Annotated in this window: 21 protein-coding genes, 1 tRNA gene and 1 pseudogene; 2 read left to right on the forward strand and 21 right to left on the reverse strand. The window is 65.1% G+C overall.

The annotated features are described in order from the left end of the window. Positions 1–204: 204 nt before the first annotated feature. The 17 genes from C7416_RS11255 to pepN all read right to left on the reverse strand — a co-directional run bounded on the left by C7416_RS11255 (position 205) and on the right by pepN (position 11891). Positions 205–849, reverse strand: a complete 645-nt coding sequence (locus C7416_RS11255; protein ID WP_111519024.1) for a hypothetical protein — start codon at positions 847–849, stop codon at positions 205–207. A 350-nt stretch (positions 850–1199) separates the two neighbouring features. Next, positions 1200–1457: an HNH endonuclease gene (locus tag C7416_RS29405; protein ID WP_111519025.1), complete on the reverse strand. Its 258-nt coding sequence runs from the start codon at positions 1455–1457 to the stop codon at positions 1200–1202. Positions 1458–1459: 2 nt separating this feature from the next. Then, a complete protein-coding gene (locus C7416_RS11265) occupies positions 1460–1807 on the reverse strand; it encodes a hypothetical protein (RefSeq protein WP_111519026.1) in 348 nt (115 codons plus the stop codon). A 3-nt stretch (positions 1808–1810) separates the two neighbouring features. After that, positions 1811–2086, reverse strand: coding sequence for a hypothetical protein (locus C7416_RS28890; protein WP_146604262.1), 276 nt, complete (start codon positions 2084–2086; stop codon positions 1811–1813). A gap of 13 nt (positions 2087–2099) precedes the next feature. Further along, positions 2100–2270, reverse strand: a complete 171-nt coding sequence (locus C7416_RS11270; RefSeq protein WP_181461203.1) for a hypothetical protein — start codon at positions 2268–2270, stop codon at positions 2100–2102. A 36-nt stretch (positions 2271–2306) separates the two neighbouring features. Further along, complete coding sequence (locus C7416_RS11275; protein ID WP_111519028.1) at positions 2307–3317, reverse strand: phage major capsid protein; 1011 nt, start codon at positions 3315–3317, stop codon at positions 2307–2309. Positions 3318–3347: 30 nt separating this feature from the next. Continuing rightward, the gene (locus C7416_RS28895; RefSeq protein WP_146604263.1) at positions 3348–3650 is read right to left on the reverse strand and encodes a hypothetical protein; all 303 of its coding nucleotides are present in this window, start codon (positions 3648–3650) and stop codon (positions 3348–3350) included. Then, a complete protein-coding gene (locus C7416_RS28900) occupies positions 3647–3871 on the reverse strand; it encodes a hypothetical protein (RefSeq protein WP_146604264.1) in 225 nt (74 codons plus the stop codon). Before C7416_RS28900 ends, C7416_RS28895 begins: the two co-directional genes overlap by 4 nt. 56 nt (positions 3872–3927) lie before the next feature. Further along, positions 3928–4269 carry a hypothetical protein gene (locus C7416_RS11280; RefSeq protein ID WP_111519029.1) on the reverse strand — a complete coding sequence of 114 codons (342 nt, stop codon included), beginning with the start codon at positions 4267–4269 and terminating at the stop codon, positions 3928–3930. Further along, positions 4266–4724: a hypothetical protein gene (locus tag C7416_RS28905; RefSeq protein WP_146604265.1), complete on the reverse strand. Its 459-nt coding sequence runs from the start codon at positions 4722–4724 to the stop codon at positions 4266–4268. Before C7416_RS28905 ends, C7416_RS11280 begins: the two co-directional genes overlap by 4 nt. A gap of 4 nt (positions 4725–4728) precedes the next feature. After that, on the reverse strand, positions 4729–5403 hold the full coding sequence (locus C7416_RS11285; RefSeq protein WP_181461205.1) for a YdaU family protein: 675 nt from the start codon (positions 5401–5403) through the stop codon (positions 4729–4731). Between the two features lie 452 nt (positions 5404–5855). Further along, entirely contained in the window at positions 5856–6167 is a 312-nt protein-coding gene (locus C7416_RS28910) for a hypothetical protein (protein ID WP_146604266.1), read from the reverse strand. A gap of 101 nt (positions 6168–6268) precedes the next feature. Next, positions 6269–6790 carry a hypothetical protein gene (locus tag C7416_RS11290; protein WP_111519031.1) on the reverse strand — a complete coding sequence of 174 codons (522 nt, stop codon included), beginning with the start codon at positions 6788–6790 and terminating at the stop codon, positions 6269–6271. Beyond that, entirely contained in the window at positions 6787–7803 is a 1017-nt protein-coding gene (locus C7416_RS11295) for a tyrosine-type recombinase/integrase (protein ID WP_181461207.1), read from the reverse strand. Before C7416_RS11295 ends, C7416_RS11290 begins: the two co-directional genes overlap by 4 nt. 58 nt (positions 7804–7861) lie before the next feature. Beyond that, positions 7862–7937: transfer RNA gene (locus C7416_RS11300), tRNA-Thr, on the reverse strand. Positions 7938–8080: 143 nt separating this feature from the next. Further along, entirely contained in the window at positions 8081–9097 is a 1017-nt protein-coding gene (locus C7416_RS11305; RefSeq protein ID WP_018006958.1) for a class 1 fructose-bisphosphatase, read from the reverse strand. Positions 9098–9179: 82 nt separating this feature from the next. Continuing rightward, positions 9180–11891, reverse strand: a complete 2712-nt coding sequence (gene pepN, locus C7416_RS11310) for an aminopeptidase N (protein ID WP_111519033.1) — start codon at positions 11889–11891, stop codon at positions 9180–9182. A 283-nt stretch (positions 11892–12174) separates the two neighbouring features. On the opposite strand from pepN, the gene C7416_RS11315 reads away from it, so the two are divergent. After that, positions 12175–12813, forward strand: a complete 639-nt coding sequence (locus C7416_RS11315) for a DUF4136 domain-containing protein (RefSeq protein ID WP_181461217.1) — start codon at positions 12175–12177, stop codon at positions 12811–12813. Positions 12814–13150: 337 nt separating this feature from the next. Further along, on the forward strand, positions 13151–15472 hold the full coding sequence (locus C7416_RS11320) for an NADP-dependent malic enzyme (RefSeq protein ID WP_111519034.1): 2322 nt from the start codon (positions 13151–13153) through the stop codon (positions 15470–15472). 105 nt (positions 15473–15577) lie between these two features. On the opposite strand, the gene C7416_RS11325 is transcribed toward C7416_RS11320, so the two are convergent. From C7416_RS11325 to C7416_RS11340, 4 genes and pseudogenes are all read right to left on the reverse strand, one after another. Beyond that, positions 15578–15823 (reverse strand): hypothetical protein, encoded by a 246-nt coding sequence (locus tag C7416_RS11325; protein WP_012352285.1) that lies wholly within the window; start codon positions 15821–15823, stop codon positions 15578–15580. Positions 15824–16064: 241 nt separating this feature from the next. After that, entirely contained in the window at positions 16065–17132 is a 1068-nt protein-coding gene (locus tag C7416_RS11330) for a porin (protein WP_062797676.1), read from the reverse strand. Positions 17133–17313: 181 nt separating this feature from the next. Beyond that, positions 17314–17832, reverse strand: a complete 519-nt coding sequence (gene uraD / locus C7416_RS11335; RefSeq protein ID WP_092308361.1) for a 2-oxo-4-hydroxy-4-carboxy-5-ureidoimidazoline decarboxylase — start codon at positions 17830–17832, stop codon at positions 17314–17316. Then, positions 17829–18314 (reverse strand): annotated as a pseudogene (locus tag C7416_RS11340) (allantoinase); the annotation flags it as partial. The gene uraD and the pseudogene C7416_RS11340, both read right to left, overlap by 4 nt.

Here is an 18314-nt window from a genome sequence, read left to right on the forward strand (position 1 = left end):
CCCGTCGCCCTTTCCCCTTACTGCATGGTTTCGCTGTCGCGGTGAATCATCCAGAATTCCGCGTCGGACAACGGCCGGAGCTGATGCCCGCGCGCGTCGGCTGCTGCGGCGGTGCTGGTGGTGACGGTTGCGGCGATGGAAGCGGATGCTGGCGCCGATATTCCACATGCGGGCGGCGGCGGCGTCCTGCACAGCTCGCGGCAATCATGCGGCCACCTTGCACGGTCGGCCTACAGGGCGCGGCGCCAGTGCGAAGGCCATTCTTTCGGCGCGGGCTTGCGCGCGCCGCTCGCGTTCGCGGCGGTTGCGTTCGTCGCGCTTGGCGTCCGCCTGCCAGTCCACGAACGGGGTGCCGGCAGGATGCACGGACAGGCTGTGCGGTGACTCGCATCCAAACAAGGCCACTTGCGTTTCGGTGTCTCCGAATAGGGCCAAGTCTTCGTCCGGCGTGCCCCGGTCGCAATCTTTGATACCCGGCCGCGCATTGAAGGGCTTCCCTTCCGGCCACCACGATGGCTTGATGGCCGATCCGTCCGAGTTGTAAGCGAATCCACCCTTTAACGTGTGGTCCGCCTGTTTCCCATCGCGGCGGGCGGACGGCACCAAGCGCAAGCGGCTTTGCTGCGTGGACACCTGTTTGCGTGTCGCGTTTAGTGCGCGCTCGCGCTGGTGCAGGCGCCGGACGTTGCCTTGGGTGGGGTTCTTGTCGGCCACCGCGCGCAGCGCCTGCACTTCGCGTTCCACGCGGCGCAGGTCCACCAGCGTGTCCACGTACAAGCGTAAGGCCGGCACGTCAGCCGCGCGGTACGTGCCCGGCCGCACCGTGCCCATGATGTTGCCCCATTCCATACGCGCGTCCGGGCTTAGGTCACGCGGCATCGTCAAGGCATCGTCTGCCATATCCACCCCATGGAAACGGCCAGCGGTGGCCGATAGGTTAGTCCCTATCGGTGGATGGTAGGCGATAGATGGGTGTAGAAAACTCCCCCATAATTGGCGTTACGCGGGGGTCACATTGGCGTGGCGCAGCGAGGCCCGCTCGCGCGTTTTTGTGGCGGTTTCGACACCGCCCCCCCCGGCCCGGCCGCGCCCGGTGCTCGCGCGCCAGACGCGTTTAAACGCGCTGTAGGCAATTTTTCTGCTGCGGTGGATGTCGGGGGGGGCTTGCACGCCGACTTCGCAACGCCACGGCGCGGCATTCAAGCGGGAGCCGCATGGGTCGCAACATCGGCCGGGCGCTTGGTCGTGCTGTAGCAGTGCCAGCACAGCAACCGCAGGTTGGACATGACCAACCCTAGTTCCGGGTGGGTGGCGCGCGGCTTGATGTGAGCGAGCCGGCAGCCGGTGTGCCTCACGTCCGCGCCACACCGGCAACAGGTGAACCCATCGCGCCTCATGACGGCGCGCCGCACTCGGCGCCACGCGTCGGACCCGTAGAAATCGGCATCGGGTGTCATGGTCAGGCGGCCTCCTGTTGTTCGTCATCGGATTGCATGGCGGCCAGCAACAGCAGCACGGCGCGCGCCGTCACACCGTTGTCCAGGTTGTCGCATGTCACGATGCGAAGGGATGGCGGAGGGTCGGCGGCGATGTCTTGGGCCAGCGCAGCAACGGCGGCCAGCAGTTCGCCGGCATCAGCACCGCGCACGCATTGCACCCGGCCGGGCCGCGCCGCTGTCGTGATCCTGCGTTCTGACGACAGGGCGAAGCCTTCGCCGCCGTACCAGTGGCCAACGCAGACATACAAGCCCGGGGCGCGTTCGGTGTATTCGCGCCATTGGAATGCGCTATGGTGGCGGCGCATCATGGTTCAGGACTCCACCGGTACAGCGGCAAGCGTGCCCCGGATTTTCGCTAGCAGGGCATCCCGGTCTGGTGGTGTAGGTACGCTGGCCACGCCCATGGCCCGCACGCGCGGCTTGACGGCTTTGATGCCTGCGGCCGCTTCCAGTGCGTCAATGCGGTCTTCGGTGTCCATGAAGCGTTCCACTAATACGTCAATCAGCGGCCCCAAGGCACGCCATTGTTTTGCCGTCAGGCCGGAAAGAATCTTGTCAGTTTTAAAAGTGTCAGTTTCGAAGGACATTTTTCGTACCCCTTTATTCGGCGAGTTCGGCGGCATTGCGTTGCGCTGCGGCCTGTATCGTGTTCACCAGTTCGGACACGTGGCGGCCCAACTCGCGCAACGCGGCGCCTTGCTTGGCGATAAGTTCGGCCATGACGCGCTGTTGTGCTTCGCATTCGCGCAAGCGTTCAGCGTAGGCGGCCATCAGTCCGCCCACGGCTTCACGTTCATGCCCATGGCATCACCACGTTGCGCCGGTAACGACGGCCACGCGGCCGGTATCGCGCAACGCCCACGTGATGGGCAACGTCGCGCGCATGGCAACAAGGTAGTGTTGCCAAAGACTTTGCACCGGGTGAGCAATGGCCCCGGCGTTGTCCGCGATGGCGGCCGGTTCGTTGTCCATATGCAAAACGGCTTGCTCGGTGCGTTCGAATCGAACGCCCGCGCCGGTGGAAACCACGAAGTCCTGCGCATCGATCAGCATCACCGCGCCCGTTTCAACGTGTGCTGATACAACGGTGGGCGCCTTGGCAATTGTTCCGTCTGCGGCCACAAGATTGGCGGCGGTCGCGCCTATGTACTGCGATTGGTTCATGACGAACACCGGGCGCACAAGGTTGGGCACAGCTTCCACCAACGATTTGATGTCGGCCACGGCATCGCCAGTGCCAACAATCGGTGTCACGCCAGCCAGCAACCCCGGGGGTTGGAAGTCAGTCCCCGGGGCATTGCCCAGCAGCACCGCATCAGCGCCAGCGGACACCGATTCACGCACCAGCGTTTCCAGCACCGGGCCAGCATTCGGATTGGCGGCCAGTTCCATGGTGGCGGGCACGATAACGGAAAGTTTCCCGTTGGTCAGCACCGGCCCGGTGCCCACGTTGCCGGAAATTACTGGGACCGGCGCCCCCTCGGCAACGAACCCGGCATTCGGTGCGCCGGATACGCGCGCCGGCACCTGAATGCGCTGCGACGCATCCATGCGCATGGCGTAGGCGGTCAGCGGCCCCAACACGCTGGCCGGCAGTTCCTGCACGAAGGCGGTCACTGTCGGTTGTACCAGTGCGCCGGCCCATTCCGGGTTCTGCGTATCCGCCGGCCCTTGCACGGCCTTCATGAAGTCCAACGCGCCCCGGTTGTCCTTGAGTAGTTGGGTTGCGTCGCGCCCGGTCGCAAAGCTACGAAGATACGCGGCGGCAATGGTGGCAATAGGGCAACGATTTTGGCCTTTGATTGCGGTCACTTGCATTTTTAGTTACTCCACAAATTGGTTGTGGTCTTATTGCTTGGCCTCGCGGCATGCTTGGTCAAAGCCGGCGCGCACTGCCACGCCGATACGAAACTGCATTTCTATCGCCACGTCCGCGAAGTCTTCCGGCATCAGCACTTCCACAGGACACGGCATGCAGCCTTCGGAGAACAGCGCCATGCCGGCCATAGGTGCAATGGCCATTAACTGTTGTTCGGTCAGTGCTTCCGTGTCCCATCGATAGCGCCCGGCTTCAACATGCAGCCAGAAAGCGTCACGTCCACAGGGATAGACCACGATGCGTGGTGGCGCTTCGTCATGAACACCTGTCATCGCTGTGACTCCGTGACATAGCGGGCCAGCGCGCCGCGCAGTTTGTCGGCCCGGTCATCGGTGGCGCAGGTGTACCCGCGTTCACGCAGCACGTTGCAGGCCATGTCAAACGCGGCCGCAAGGTCCGCCGCCTGCACCGGGTTGGCTGACTTGAAGACGGCCAGCCAATCCAAGTCCTGTTGGGATAAACCGCCAAAGGCGGGCGGTGTGGTTTGTGCCATGCCCATGTCCTCCGCTGTTGTGATCCACCGTAGGCGGTGGAATCGTGTTTGGCGAATCAGCCCCCTAGCGGGCGATCTAGCGTTCCAGAATCTTTTTTTTGGTCGGGGTGGTCCTCCACCATGTCCCGGGTCGATTCGGACGATTCTTGCGCGTCTAGCTCGCTCCCTCGCGCGTCTGTAGAGAAAGCGGGGCGATACCGGTAAAGCGGGCAGGCGTAGCAGGTGCAGTTGGCGACGTCCTTACGGCGCTCGCCAACGCAGGCAATGCAAAACGCCTTGATGGCCTGCCGGGGGCTGGCGGTGCCGTCATAGCAGCGGGCCAGTAGCGACCGGGCAATAGACTGGGTCTGTGCCAGCCGCGCAGTGCGTGCAGCGGCGATCTTGCTTTCGTTGGTCATCGATGGTTTTCCTTTGGGGGTTGGTTGGCTTCGCCTGCTACAAGGCGCTCATATCTCGCCCGGTCTTCGGGAAAGTCGGACAAGGACTTGCGTGTTCCACGCTTGCGCCGTTTCGCTGGTGTCGCGGTATCCGGCAGCGCCTTGGCGATGCCTCGGGTCGCTTGCCACTCACGCTTCCACTTCGGCTGTGGTGCCGTTGGTGCTGGTGGTGTTGCGCGTTCCAGGCGGCGGACGTCGGGAACGATCCCAAGATGCGCCCTCGCTTCGTTGGTGCGCACCCGGAAATGTTCGGCTTGGGCTTGCAGGGAAACAGCAGGTGCCCGGCGTAGGCGGTCGAGAATGTCCGCGCGTAGGTCTGCCGGCCATGATTCGAGGTCGGCCAGTTCGGCGGCCCATTGCTTGCATTGCGACAGCCACAGGCGCACGTCTTCGAGTTGGGGCAGCTGGTCGGGCACAGCATCACCCCACCATGCCGGCCGGGTCCGGCGTTTGGTCGTCCGGTGCGGTCGCCTGTTGCGCGGTGGCTGGCGAACCCGTTCCTGCAAGCCGGCTTTTCGCTTCATCGGCTGACGCGACAGCGGAGGGCGAGGACGTGGAATGCGCGACGGTCAAATGCTCGCGCGCGACTACAGACGTATCTGTAACCCTATTGTTTTGTTTGTAGTTTGTAGTTGGCTTTGCTGTAGGTTTTTTTGTCGGAAAGCTATAGGTTTCCTGTAGGTTTCCATCAAACCCAGTCCCGTCAAAACCGGTAGCTTTTCCGGTCGCGCGGTCGGTGTTGCCACCTTTGGAAACCGGTAGGTTTTTTTCCTTGCGTGGCCGGCCACCCTTCATTCCGTTTGCCCGCTTGGTTTCTCGGTACGCGCGCTGCGTTTCGATCTGCTGGACGACACGATGATTCACCCATCCTTCGGGCGTCTGGACGAAGTACCGGTCGAGGACATCGGCCACCGCCCGGCGCTGTAATTTGGTGGTGGCGCCGATGCGCTTGCACAGACTACGTATGTCCGGCTCCAAGGGATGCTCAGCGTCGTAGTGAATTTCTAGTAGGCGTCTTAGTGCAAGGTCTTCGGTCCAAGACAGGCCGCGCGTGTCGGCTGCATAGTCCCGGTGGAACCACATGAAGTAGTTCATCACTGTTCCCCTACGGGCTGGACTGGGCCACCGGCATAGCGTGGTCGATTCCGCCACCAACCCCATGGCAGCGGCCGATACTTGCCAACGGTCGGCAGCAGTGCGGCATGGGTCAACCCAAGCGCGTGCAGAATGTCCGACGGCTGGCATGGCCGGTTGGTCATGCAGCGAAAATCCACTTGCGCCGCGCTGTTGGTTCGGATCAGTAGGGCGCGGCCGCAGCATGGGCACCGTGCTTCAATCTCGCAGCAGTTGCGCCATTCAGCGCCGACCAAATTTTCCGCATCTAGAACGTCACCAAGCGGCATAACCAACTCCTATGAGTATTTGGACAAAGCTCCGCTCATCCCGCCCGGCCAATGCCGGGCGGGTCGTCCTTGGGGATGGTTCGTTCCTCTTATTGGTGATGCTGCGCTGGCGCGGTCTATGTCGCGCTTCAGCGTGGGGTGTCGTTACGCAGAGGGCTGTTCGCGCGCTGCGCGATAGGCGGCTTCGCGTGTGGCATGTTGCTGTGAGCGCCGGCGCATCTGTGACACGATGGCGGCATACAGCCCGGCAGGGTCAGTCGTAACGTATTTTTGGCGAATGCGAAAAATCAGTCCCTGTTGCAGTAGTTCGGCACGGAATTCGCGGTCCCGAAGGTGCCATTCCAATCCGTGATCGGACGCAAAGAGGACTGCCCCCGTGGTGTTTCGCCATGTTTCGCCTTCGCCCATGACCGGCTGGACTTGCGGGGGTGGTGCTGTCTTGCTGTTGTTCTCCATGGTCTATGTCCCTGTTGGTTGCCAATACCGGCGCGGCCCGGTGCGCCTGCAATCCATCAAAGGAAACAAAAAAGGTCACCACAATGGGGTGACCTCGATAATTACTTGCCCGTGTTCACTTTTTTGCGGGGGCGGTGACGTTTGCTGTAGGCTGCCACCGCCCCCTTGATGAATGTAAGGGCGCGCGGCGGGTCATGCTGCGCAATAACATCGGCATACAGCACAGTTACCTTTGGCTTTCTGCCGGGTGTAATACGCGTCTCATGGTCATATAGCCGGTCGAACAGACTGGCAACGGCGCGCTTCTCGTCCTCGTCAGAAGCCTTACCGTTTCGCGTTCTGGTCGCGTCCACGCGCTTATCCATTGCCTGCCGCATCAACTCGCCGCCAGCGCCGTCAAAAAACCGGCGCAGCGGCTCACCGATTGCGTTGCGGATTCGTTCGCGGTTGGCCGGACTGTTGGGCAGGCCAAGGGCATTCAAACAACCCGCAATCTGTTCGCGCTCCAGCTGTCTGCGCATCACGTCAAGCGGTTGGCCCAATACCTGCGCAGAGTCATCCGCCATCACGGAAGCAAGCAAATAATGCCCGTCTGCCCCGCGTCTTGGCTTGTCTGATTTCATGCGATATTTCCGAGAACCCGGCCGACAAGCGCGGCTTTCGTGTCCGTGGTCAAGTGGCTGTACCTGCGCGTCACGTCCAAGGTCTTGTGTCCCAGCACGTCTGCAATCTCCAGTAGCGATGCGCCGGACTGCGCCAGATACGACGCGCAGGAATGGCGCAGGTCGTGAAAGCGGAAGTTTTCGATTCGCGCGGCTTGGATAGCCACGGCCCATGCCTTGGTTGGCTGAAACGGCTTGGCGCCGTCCGCCGTAGTCGCGGGGAACAGGAAGGCATCCGGCTTGCCCTTGCCGAAGCGTTTAATTTCCGTGACGACAGCAGGCACGAGCGGCAAGACGCGTTGGTCCCCGTTTTTGGTCGCGTGTAAGTGCGCGGTGCCGGCCTCCAAGTCCAAGTCCCGATAGCGCAGGTTGAGCATTTCGGATTTGCGCGCGCCCGTGGTCAGCGCCAGCAGGACCAGCAGATAGAGACGCGGCCATGTTGAAGTGCGGCACAGGGCTAGCAAGCGGCGGCGTTCGTCGTCGGACAGGAACCGGGTGCGTGCGTTGTTGGTGGGCAGGCCGGGGATTTCACGGCATGGGTTGGTCCAGCCGCGTGGCATCATGCGGCGCTGTTGTGCCCACGTCAGCAGGGCGGATAACACGACCTTGGCCCGGTTGATGGTGGCGGGCTTGGGCAAGCCGCATTCCTTGTACCTGGGTGTGCCGTCGTCGTGCTTACCAAGGTATTTCATCACCGGGGTGGCGGCGATGTCGTCCAGCACATTGTGGATAACGTCGGCATCCAGTTCGGATGCAATTTCGTCGCCAAGGTAGCTGGTCCAGCGGGCAAGTACGGGGGCGCGGGTCGCGTCACGACCGGTGTAGGCAGCCATATACGCGTCCGCAAGTTCGCGGACGGTCAGGCGTTGGCGCGAAGGCGCATCGCGCAGGGCGCGCACCTTGGCGGTGGGGTATGCCGGATGGGCAGCCGGCAGCACAACATTACGGCTTGGGGTGGAAGTCTGGATCGTCATGGAGCACCTCATTCGTTGTAAGGTGTGACGAACCGGAAAACCGCGCCGGTATTGGCTTTGGTGCCGAAGAGAGGAATCGAACCCCCGACCTTCTCATTACGAATGAGCTGCTCTACCGACTGAGCTACTTCGGCAACATGTTCCGGCGATCTGGAACAGCCCGCAATAGTAGCAGCGTTTTCCGGCCTTGTGAAGCCCTTTGTGTCGCCGATGCCATCCGGCGCCGGCACGAAAAACGGGGCGCGGCGCGCCCCGTTTCAGGCAAGTCCGGCCGCGATCAGGCCTTGGCTTGCGCTTCCTGGTGGTAGCGCGTGACGCGCTCCACCTCGTTCTTCGAGCCCAGGATCACCGAGACGCGCTGGTGCAGCTTGGTCGGCTGCACGTCGAGGATGCGCTGCTCGCCGTTGGTGGCGGCGCCGCCGGCCTGCTCGACCAGCATCGCCATCGGGTTGGCTTCGTACATCAGGCGCAGCTTGCCGGGCTTTTCCGGCTCGCGCTTGTCCCACGGGTACATGAAGATGCCGCCGCGGGTCAGGATGCGGTGCACGTCGGCGACCATCGATGCCACCCAGCGCATGTTGAAGTTCTTGCCGCGCGGGCCTTCGTCGCCGGCCAGGCACTCGTCGATGTACTTGCGCACCGGCGGGGCCCAGTGGCGCATGTTCGACATGTTGATGGCGAATTCCTTGGTGTCTTCCGGAATCGTGACGTTGGACTGGGTCAGCACGAAGCTGCCGGCCTCGCGGTCCAGCGTGAACATGTGCACGCCGTTGCCGACCGTCAGCACCAGCGTGGTCTGCGGGCCGTACACGGCGTAGCCGGCGGCGACCTGGTGCGTGCCGGGCTGCAGGAAGTCGGCCTCGGTCACGGTCTGGCCGGGCTTGGGCATGTGCAGCACCGAGAAGATGGTGCCGATCGAGACGTTGACGTCGATGTTCGACGAGCCGTCGAGCGGGTCGAACATCAGCAGGTATTCGCCCTTCGGGTAGCGGTTGGGAATCTCGTAGAACGATTCCATTTCTTCCGACGCCATCGCGGCCAGGTGGCCGCCCCATTCGTTGGCGTCGAGCAGCACTTCGTTGGCGATCACGTCCAGCTTCTGCTGGGTTTCACCCTGGACGTTGCCGGTGCCGGCCGAGCCCAGCACGCCGGCGAGGGCGCCCTTGCTGACGGCGTTGGAAATGGCCTTGCAGGCGCGCGCGACCACTTCGATCAGCAGCCGCAGTTCGGGCTGGATGGTGTTGTGCTTGCGCTGTTCCTCGACCAGGTAGCGGGTCAGGCTGATGCGAGTCATGGTTGGTTCTCCTTGGATGGCCGCAATTCTACATGCCCGGCCGCGCCGGGGCCGGGCATCGGGGGGCGTGGGCCGGTCGCGCTCAGCCTGCCAGCGCCTTGCCGACGATCTCGCGCACGTCGCGCGACAGCGTGCTGCAGGCGGCGACGCGTTCCAGCTCGGCGCGCATGCGGTCGCGCAACGCCAGTTCGTACTTCTGCCAGCGGTCCATCACCCGCGCCAGGCGCGCCGCCACCTGCGGGTTGATGGCGTCCAGTGCCAGCACCTGGTCGGCCCAGAAGCGGTAGCCCGAGCCGTCTTCGGCGTGGAACTGTGCCGGGTTGCCGGAGCAGAAGCTGAAGATCAGCGAGCGCGCGCGGTTGGGGTTGCGCAGGTTGAAGGCGGGATGCTCCATCAGTGCGCGCACGGTGTCGATGGTGCGCTTGCCGGCGTGCGGGCCACCGGGCTGCGGGCCGACGCTGCCGCGCTGCATGCCTTGCAGCGAGAACCACTTGTCGATCACCAGCGCGTCGTCTTCGAAGCGCTGGTAGAAGTCCGCCAGCGCATGCTCGCGGCCGGGGGCGAAGCTGTTGACCAGCGCCGACAGCGCGGCGAAGCGGTCGGTCATGTTGTCGGCATTCTGGTATTGCTGGTCGGCCAGCGCCTGCATCGCGGGGTCGCCGCTGTCGGCGAGGTAGCCGAGCGCGAGGTTGCGCAGCGCGCGCTTCGCCGCCGAGGCGGCATCGGGCGAATACGGGCCCGGCGTGGCATTGGCTTCGTAGGCGGCCAGCCAGTCCGCCTGCAGCGCGCGCGCCAGGCCTTCGCGCATGAACTGGCGGGCGCGGTGGATGGCGGCGGGATCGGCCACGCCCATGCGCTCGGCCAGGTAGGCCTCGGCCGGCAACACCAGGGCCTGCTCGCGGAAGGCGGGGTTGAGCGTGTCGTCGGTCAGCACCGCGCGCATGGCGCGCACCAGCGCGGGATCGAGCCTGAGCTCGCGCCCGGCCTGCACGTCGGCCACCAGCTGCAGCAGCGCGCGCGTGGCCAGGCGCTGGCCGGCTTCCCAGCGGTTGAAGGCGTCGCTGTCGTGAGACAGCTGGAAGGTCAGCTGCGCGTCGGTGTACTCGGCATCAACGATCACCGGCGCGGAGAAATTGCGCAGCAGCGACGGCAGCGGGGCCTCGGTGCCGCGCGGCAGGTTGATGAAGCGGAAGCTCTGCTCGGCCTGCGTGAAGTCGAGCACGCGCGTGGTGCCGGCGGGCGCGCTTTCGCCTTCCAGCTGCAGCGGCAGGTCGTTGCCGTCGGCGCCCAGCAGGCCGAGCGCGAACGGGATATGGAAGGGCTGCTTGTCGGGCGTGCCGGCGCGGGTCTCGATGCCGACCTTGGGGCAGCGCTGCGACAGCGTCAGCGTCAGGCTGCCGTCGTCGCCGTTCCACGCGGTGCGCGCGGTTACCACCGGCGTGCCGGCCTGGCTGTACCACAGCCCGAACTGGCTCAGGTCGCGGCCATTGGCATCGGCCATGGCGGCGCGGAAGTCGTCGCACGTCACGGCCTGGCCGTCATGGCGCTGGAAGTACAGGTCCATGCCCTTGCGGAAGCCTTCGCGGCCCAGCAGGGTCTGGTACATGCGCACGACCTCGGCGCCTTTCTCGTACACCGTGACGGTGTAGAAGTTGTTGATCTCTTCGTAGCTGTCGGGGCGCACCGGATGCGCCATGGGGCCGGCGTCCTCGGGGAACTGCACCTGGCGCAGCACGCGCACGTCCTCGATGCGCTTGACCGCGCGGCCCGATTCCGAGCCCATCATGTCGGCCGAGAATTCCTGGTCGCGGAATACCGTCAGGCCCTCCTTCAGCGACAGCTGAAACCAGTCGCGGCAGGTCACGCGGTTGCCGGTCCAGTTGTGGAAGTACTCGTGGCCGACCACCGCCTCGATATTGGCGAAGTCCGTGTCGGTGGCAGTTTCCGCGTTGGCCAGCACGTACTTGGTGTTGAAGATGTTCAGGCCCTTGTTCTCCATCGCGCCCATGTTGAAGTCGCCGACGGCGACGATCATGAAGCGGTCGAGATCGAGCTCCAGTCCGAAGCGCTGCTCGTCCCAGCGGATCGAATGGACCAGCGAATCCATCGCGTGGCGGGTCTTGTCGAGGTCGCGCGGCTCGACCCACACTTGCAGCAGCTTGTCCTTGCCGGAGGCGGACTGGATCCGTTGCTCGATGCATTGGAGCTTGCCCGCTACCAGCGCGAACAGGTACGACGGCTTGGGGAACGGGTCTTCCCACACGGCCTCGTGGCGGCCATCGGGCAGTTCGCGCTGGCTCACCAGGTTGCCGTTGGACAGCAGCACCGGATAGGCGGCGCGGTCGGCGCGCAGCGTGACGCGGTAGGTCGCCATCACGTCGGGGCGGTCGAGGAAATAGGTGATGCGGCGGAAGCCCTCGGCCTCGCACTGGGTGAAGAAGTTGCCATTGGAGACATAGAGGCCCGACAGCGTGGTGTTGGCCGCGGGCTGGCACGCGGTGGTGATTTCCAGCGTGCCCTGCGCCGGCAGGCCGGGCAGCGTCAGCGTGCCGCCGTCCTGGGTGGCGTTGGCCACCGGCTTGCCGTCCAGGCTGACGCCGATCAGTTCGAGCTCTTCGCCGGCCAGCACCAGCGGCGCGTCGGGGGCGCCGGCCGTGCGCGCGAAGCGCAGCGTGCTGGTGACCACGGTGCGCTGGGGGTCGAGCTCGAGCACCAGCGCGGCGTGGTCGATGGCGAACGGCGGCGGGGTATAGTCCTTGCGATAGACGGTAACGGGCGTGTCGGTGCGCAGCATGGAGGGATCCTGTCTTCGGAAGACCGTTAGGAAAAGGGACGGCCGGGAGCGGCCACGCGCGTGCAGGCAAAGCATGGCGCTGAAGTCCTCATTGTAGCCAAGGGGTCGGGGCGCGGTCTGGCGGGCGCCGCACCAAGCGGTGCAGGGGAATTCCCCGGCGCCGGCGTGGTCTCAGAGACACGCAGGGTTTCAGCAGACAGAAGAGCGAGGTAGCACTATGTGGCAGCGCGCAGGCGGTGTCGGCAATCAAGGGGCAGCGGGCCGGTGGCCCGGGCTGCGCGGGATGTGGGGCGCGCTGGCAGTGCTGGCGGCGCTGCTGCTGACGGGGTGCGCCAGCACCGTGACCACGGATGTCACGTCGTTCCGCCAGCCCGGCTGGCAGAACGACGCGCCGCGCACCTACAGTTTCGAGCGCAGCGCCGAGCAGGCGGCCCAGCTCGACCGGCAGACCTATGAGCAGTGGCTGGCGGCGGCGCTGGCGGGCGTCGGCTTCGAGCAGGTGCCGGCCCGGCAGGCGCGCTATCTGGTCAGCATGGACTATGACTCGGCGCCGGGGCTGGTGCGCGTCGCCGAGACGGTCTACCCGGACCCGTGGTACGGCCCGTGGGGCCCGTATTGGGGTCCGTACTGGGGACCGGGCTACTACCGGCCGTGGGGGCCATGGGGACCGTGGGGTCCGGGCTACTGGCCGCCGCAGACGGTGGTGCGCGACGTGCCGGTGACGTTCTCCAGCCTGCGGGTGTATTTCAAGGACGCGGCCAGCGGCAAGCGGGTCTGGCAGGTCACCGCGCAGAACCAGGCCGAGAACGGCAGCTTGCCGGCGATGATGCCGTACCTGATCCGCAGCGCCTTCACCGACTTCCCGTCCGACAGCGGCCGTCCGCGCCGGGTGACGCTGGAGGTGGAGAAGAACGCTAAGTAGCGCGACCGCCATCAGCTGCCACCGGCCGTCCCAGGCCCGGCAGTGCAATGCGTGCGGATGCATGCAGGAGCATGCTTCTGCACCGCCATTGCATACCCAATGGTAAAAGCTGTTTAACGGCCAGAATCCGCGCAAAATGCCGCCCGCAGGCGTGCCGCGGTGGTACTTTGCGCGGGCGCGTGGGCTAGAATAGCTGCTCGATTTTTCCGGCCTGGCTGCCGGAGTCGTCAGTTTCGCTGCCAGAGCTTGTCCTTCGCTGCCGGCTTGTCGCTTGAGCCGGGCCGAACCATGGCGGGAGAGGGGCGCTTCCGGTCCGGGCCATTTTCCGGACGAGCCAATGAGCAGCAAGAACGGCGGTGATGCACCGCAACATGCCCCGAACAGTCCTGAAGCGCAGCTGCGCCTCGCCGCGCTGGAATACCACCGCAGCCCGACCAAGGGCAAGATCCAGGTCACCGCGACCAAGGCGCTGTCCAACCAGCGCGACCTGTCGCTGGCCTATTCGCCGGGCGTAGCCTACGCCTGCGAGGAAATCGCCAAGGATCCCGCCACTGCCGCCGAGTACACCTCGCGCGCCAACCTGGTGGCCGTGGTCACCAACGGCACCGCGGTGCTGGGCCTGGGCGACATCGGCCCGCTGGCCGGCAAGCCGGTGATGGAGGGCAAGGGCTGCCTGTTCAAGAAGTTCGCCGGCATCGACGTGTTCGACATCGAGCTCGACGCGCGCGACCCGGACAAGATCGTCGAGATCGTCGCCGCGCTCGAGCCCACGCTGGGCGGCGTGAACCTGGAAGACATCAAGGCGCCGGAGTGCTTCTACATCGAGCAGAAGCTGCGCGAGCGCATGAATATTCCGGTGTTCCATGACGACCAGCACGGTACCGCGATCATTTCGACTGCAGCGCTGCTGAACGGCCTGAAGATCGTGGGCAAGGACATTGCCAAGGTGAAGGTCGCCGTATCGGGCGCCGGCGCGGCTGCGATTGCATGCCTCGACACGATGGTGAGCCTCGGCGTGACGCGCGAGAACATCTCGGTGGTGGACTCGAAGGGCGTGATCTACGTTGGCCGCGACGCCAGCATGGAAGCCAACAAGGCCCGCTACGCGCAAGACACCTCGGCGCGCACGCTGGCCGACATCGTCAAGGGCGCCGACGTCTTCCTGGGCTGCTCGACCGCCGGCGTGCTGACCGCCGAGATGGTCAAGACCATGGCCGACCAGCCCATCATCCTGGCGCTGGCCAACCCCGAGCCCGAGATCCGACCGGAAGTCGCCAAGGCCGCGCGCCCCGACTGCATCATCGCCACCGGCCGTTCGGACTACCCGAACCAGGTCAACAACGTGCTGTGCTTCCCGTACATCTTCCGCGGCGCGCTCGATTGCGGCGCCACCAAGATCACGGAAGCGATGAAGCTGGCCTGCGTCAAGGCCATCGCCGAGCTGGCCGAGGCCGAGCTGAACGATGCCGTGGCCGCGGCCTACGGTGGCCGCGAGCTGAAGTTCGGCCCCGACTACATCATCCCGACGCCGTTCGACCAGCGCCTGATCGAGAAGATCGCACCGGCGGTGGCCAAGGCCGCCGAAGAGTCCGGCGTGGCCACGCGGCCGATCAAGGACTTGGAAGCGTACCGCCAGCAGCTGTCGACCTACGTCTACCATACCGGCCTGATCATGAAGCCGGTGTTCTCGGCCGCCAAGGCCGCGCCCAAGCGCGTGGCCTATGCCGAGGGCGAGGAAGAGCGCGTGCTGCGCGCGGTGCAGTCGGTGGTCGACGAAGGCCTGGCGCGTCCGATCCTGATCGGCCGCCCGCACGTGATCCAGATGCGCATCGACAAGGCCGGCCTGCGCCTGAAGCCGGGCGTGGACTTCGAGCTGATCAACCCCGAGGACGATCCGCGCTACCGCGCCTACCACGAGGCCTACCACGCGCTGCGCGGCCGCGACGGCGTGACCCCGGACATGGCCAAGGTGGCGCTGCGCCGCTCCAATACGCTGATCGGCACCATGCTGATGCACATGGGCGACGCCGACGCGCTGCTGTGCGGCACGGTGGGCCGCTTCGAGGCCCACCTCGAGCACGTGCGCGACGTGATCGGCCTGGCGCCGGGCGCGCATGTGTTCGCCGCGATGAACGCGCTGATGCTGGAGAAGTACACGCTGTTCATCACCGACACCTTCGTCAACGACGACCCCAGCGCGGAACAGCTGGCGGCCATCACCCAGCTGGCCGCGGAAGAGATCGCGCGCTTCGGCCTGCAGCCCAAGGTGGCGCTGATGTCGCACTCGATGTTCGGCTCGTCGACGCGCCCGTCGGCGCGCAAGATGCGCGAGGCCGCGCAGATCCTCGCGCGCGAGGCGCCGCACCTGGAAGTCGAAGGCGAGATGCAGGGCGATGCCGCGCTGGTCGAGGACGTGCGCCGCCACTTCCTGCCGTCGACCAAGCTGGCCGGCAGCGCCAACCTGCTGGTGATGCCGACGCTGGACGCCGCCAACATTGCCTTCAACCTGCTCAAGATCACGGGCGGCCAGGGCGTGACGGTGGGCCCGATCCTGCTGGGCGCGGCCAAGCCGGTGCACATCCTGAACCCGCAGGCCACCACGCGCCGGATCGTCAATATGACGGCCGTTGCCGTGGCCGAGTGCAACGCGGTGCGCTGATCCGCTGCGTAGTGTCCGCCATGCAAAAGGCCGGGTCGCGATGACCCGGCCTTTTTGTTTGTTGCCCCGCCGCATTCGCGCGGCCAGGGGCGGTTGGGGTGGTGCTTATTGCAGCACGTTGTACTGCTCGCGCATGACCACGATAATTGATTTTGCCGCGGCGAGCTGGTGGCCCAGGTTGTCGACGGACTCCTGCGGGAAATCGACCTCGGCGCTCCAGTTGCATCCGGTATGGTCAGGCTGGTGCATTCGCACCGCGTGCAGTTCGCATTCGCCGCACTCGGGGTTGTTGTCGAGGCACTGGTTCAGGATGGCCATCAGTTCAGACCGGGTCTTCGCGTAGCGCCGCATGTGTCACCTCGCTGTCATGGGTTTATGAGGCTTGGAACACCAATCTAGGAAGCGCGCCGGGGCCAAGCCAATTGAATCCGCCTATGGAGCGGCAGCTTTCCATCTGGCGCGGGGCCGGGTTCGGCATGGCGCAGCGCAGCATTGCCACGCCCGGCCGGTGACGCACGATGCGCCTTGCCGCCCAATGAAAAAGCCCGCCGGAAAGGCGGGCTCCAGTGCTGGCGGTGACGCGCTCAGCGCATCAGAACTTGTGGCGCACGCCCACGCCGAAGGTATCGCCGTGCTCGATGCCGGTGATCTTGTCGTAGTAATAGGCGGCGTACACGTCGGTGCGCTTGGACAGGTTGTAGTCGTAGGCGACGGCAAAGGTATTGCGCTTGAAGTCGCCCAGCGAGTTGTCGACCTTGCCGTAGGCGTACGACGCCAGCAGGTTGCCGGCGCCGATCGGCACCGAGGCGCCGAACTGGCCGTCGATGTGCTTGATGTCGCCCGACGGCGCGGTGGTGGCGCGGGTCTTGATGTACTGGCCCTGCGCGAACAGCTTGACCACCTTGAAGTCATAGGACAGGCCGATCTGCGCGGCGTCCTGGCGCGACAGGCCGATGTCGGACATGTCGGTCGGCACGCTGTTGAAGCGGACCTGCTGGTAGGCCACGGTCGCGGCGAACGGGCCGTTGAAGTACAGCACGTTGCCGCCGAACTTCTGCTTGCCCGCGGCGCCCGGCTGCTCGCCGAAGCCGTAGATGAAGTTGGCGGTCAGGCCGCCGAAGTTCGGCGTGCTGTACACCACCGAGTTGTTCCAGCCCGAATCGCCGATGATGCCGGGATCGGCGACGGCGCCGCTGACCGCGCCGAAGTAGGTGTGGAAGATCGTCGGCGAGAACACGTACGAGTCGACCAGCGGGTTGAACAGGATGGTCGAGATGAAGTACGGCGTGGTGTTGCGGCCCAGCTTGATGGTGCCGGCCTTGTCGTTCTGCAGGCCGACATAGGCGTTGCGGCTGAACATCGAGTCGCCTTCGAAGCGGCCGCTGCGGCCGGCGTCGGTGCGGAAGAAACCGTTCAGGTCGAAGATGGCCTTGGTGCCGCCGCCCAGGTCTTCGGTGCCCTTGATGCCCCAGTAAGACGTCTGCATGCCGCCCGAATTGGCTACCCAGGCGCGCTCGCCCGAGCCCGGGCTCTTCACGCCGCCGACGAACATGTCAGCCTGGCCGTACAGCGTGACGCTGGACTGGGCCATGGCCGCCCCGGAAAAAAGGGTAGCCGCTACCGCCGCCAGCTTGAGCGCCGGCTTGTACTGCTTCTGCATTGTTAGACCTCCGTGGTTTTGATCCTGCTTGGAACGTTGTGTACTGGGTCCCTGACGGGTTCTTATCATGTCTTTGTGCTTTTATTCGTGCCGCCTGGCCGGGGCTCGGTGTGGTCTTGCATGGGGAGGCCGGCGGCATCGGGGTACAGCGTTTTTTGTTATACAGGTGACGCTTTTTTGCTCAGGCGGATACTAAGTCGTCAAGACGGAACTGTGCAATGCGATGGATCTGGTTGATGCAAGTTTGCAACTCTTGCTGCGGCGTGTTTTCGATGCGGCGCGCGAACTCGGCGATGATGCCGTGGCGGTCGTAGCCGCGCACCGCCAGGATGAACGGGAAGCCGAACTTCTGGTTGTACGCGGCGTTGAGCGACTGCAGGCGGTCGAACTCCTCGGGCGTGCACTGGTTCAGGCCGGCGCCGCTTTGCTCGCGCGTCGACTCGGCGGTCAGCTCGCCGCGCACGGCGGCCTTGCCGGCAAGTTCCGGGTGGGCACGCACCAGCTTCAGCTGCGCCGCCTCGCCGGCTTCATCGACAGCCTGGCGCAGCGCCTGCGCCAGCGCGGCGCCATCGGCGAAGGGCCGTTGCGCGGCGGCAGTCTCGGCAAACCAGGGCGAGTGTTCGTAGATGCCGCCCAGCACCTGCACGAATTCCGCGACCGGCATGGTGTTGAGTTGGGCGATGGTGTAGGTCTGGCTCATGCTTGATTCCGGGGAGTGTAGGGGTGGGTGGCGGCCCAGTGCCGGGCGATATCGACACGGCGGCAGATCCACACCTTGTCGTGCCCCTGCACGTAGTCGAGGAAGCGCTGCAGCGCGCGGAAGCGGCCCGGGCGGCCGAGCAGGCGGCAGTGCATGCCGATCGACAGCATCTTGGGGCTGTCCTCTCCTGCGGGATCGCCTTCTTCATACAGCACGTCGAACGCATCCTTCAGGTACTGGAAGAACTGTTCGCCGGTGTTGAAGCCCTGCGGCGTGGCGAAGCGCATGTCGTTCGAGTCCAGCGTGTACGGCACCACCAGGTGCGGCTTCTTCTCGCCGCCGGTGACTTCCACCTCGGTCCAGAACGGCAGGTCGTCGCCGTAGTAGTCGGAGTCGTACAGGAAGCCGCCATGCTCGACCACCAGGCGGCGCGTGTTGGGGCTGTCGCGGCCGGTGTACCAGCCCAGCGGCAGCTCGCCGGT

It is taken from the genome of Cupriavidus phytorum, from assembly GCF_003254285.1.
Lineage (GTDB): Bacteria > Pseudomonadota > Gammaproteobacteria > Burkholderiales > Burkholderiaceae > Cupriavidus > Cupriavidus phytorum.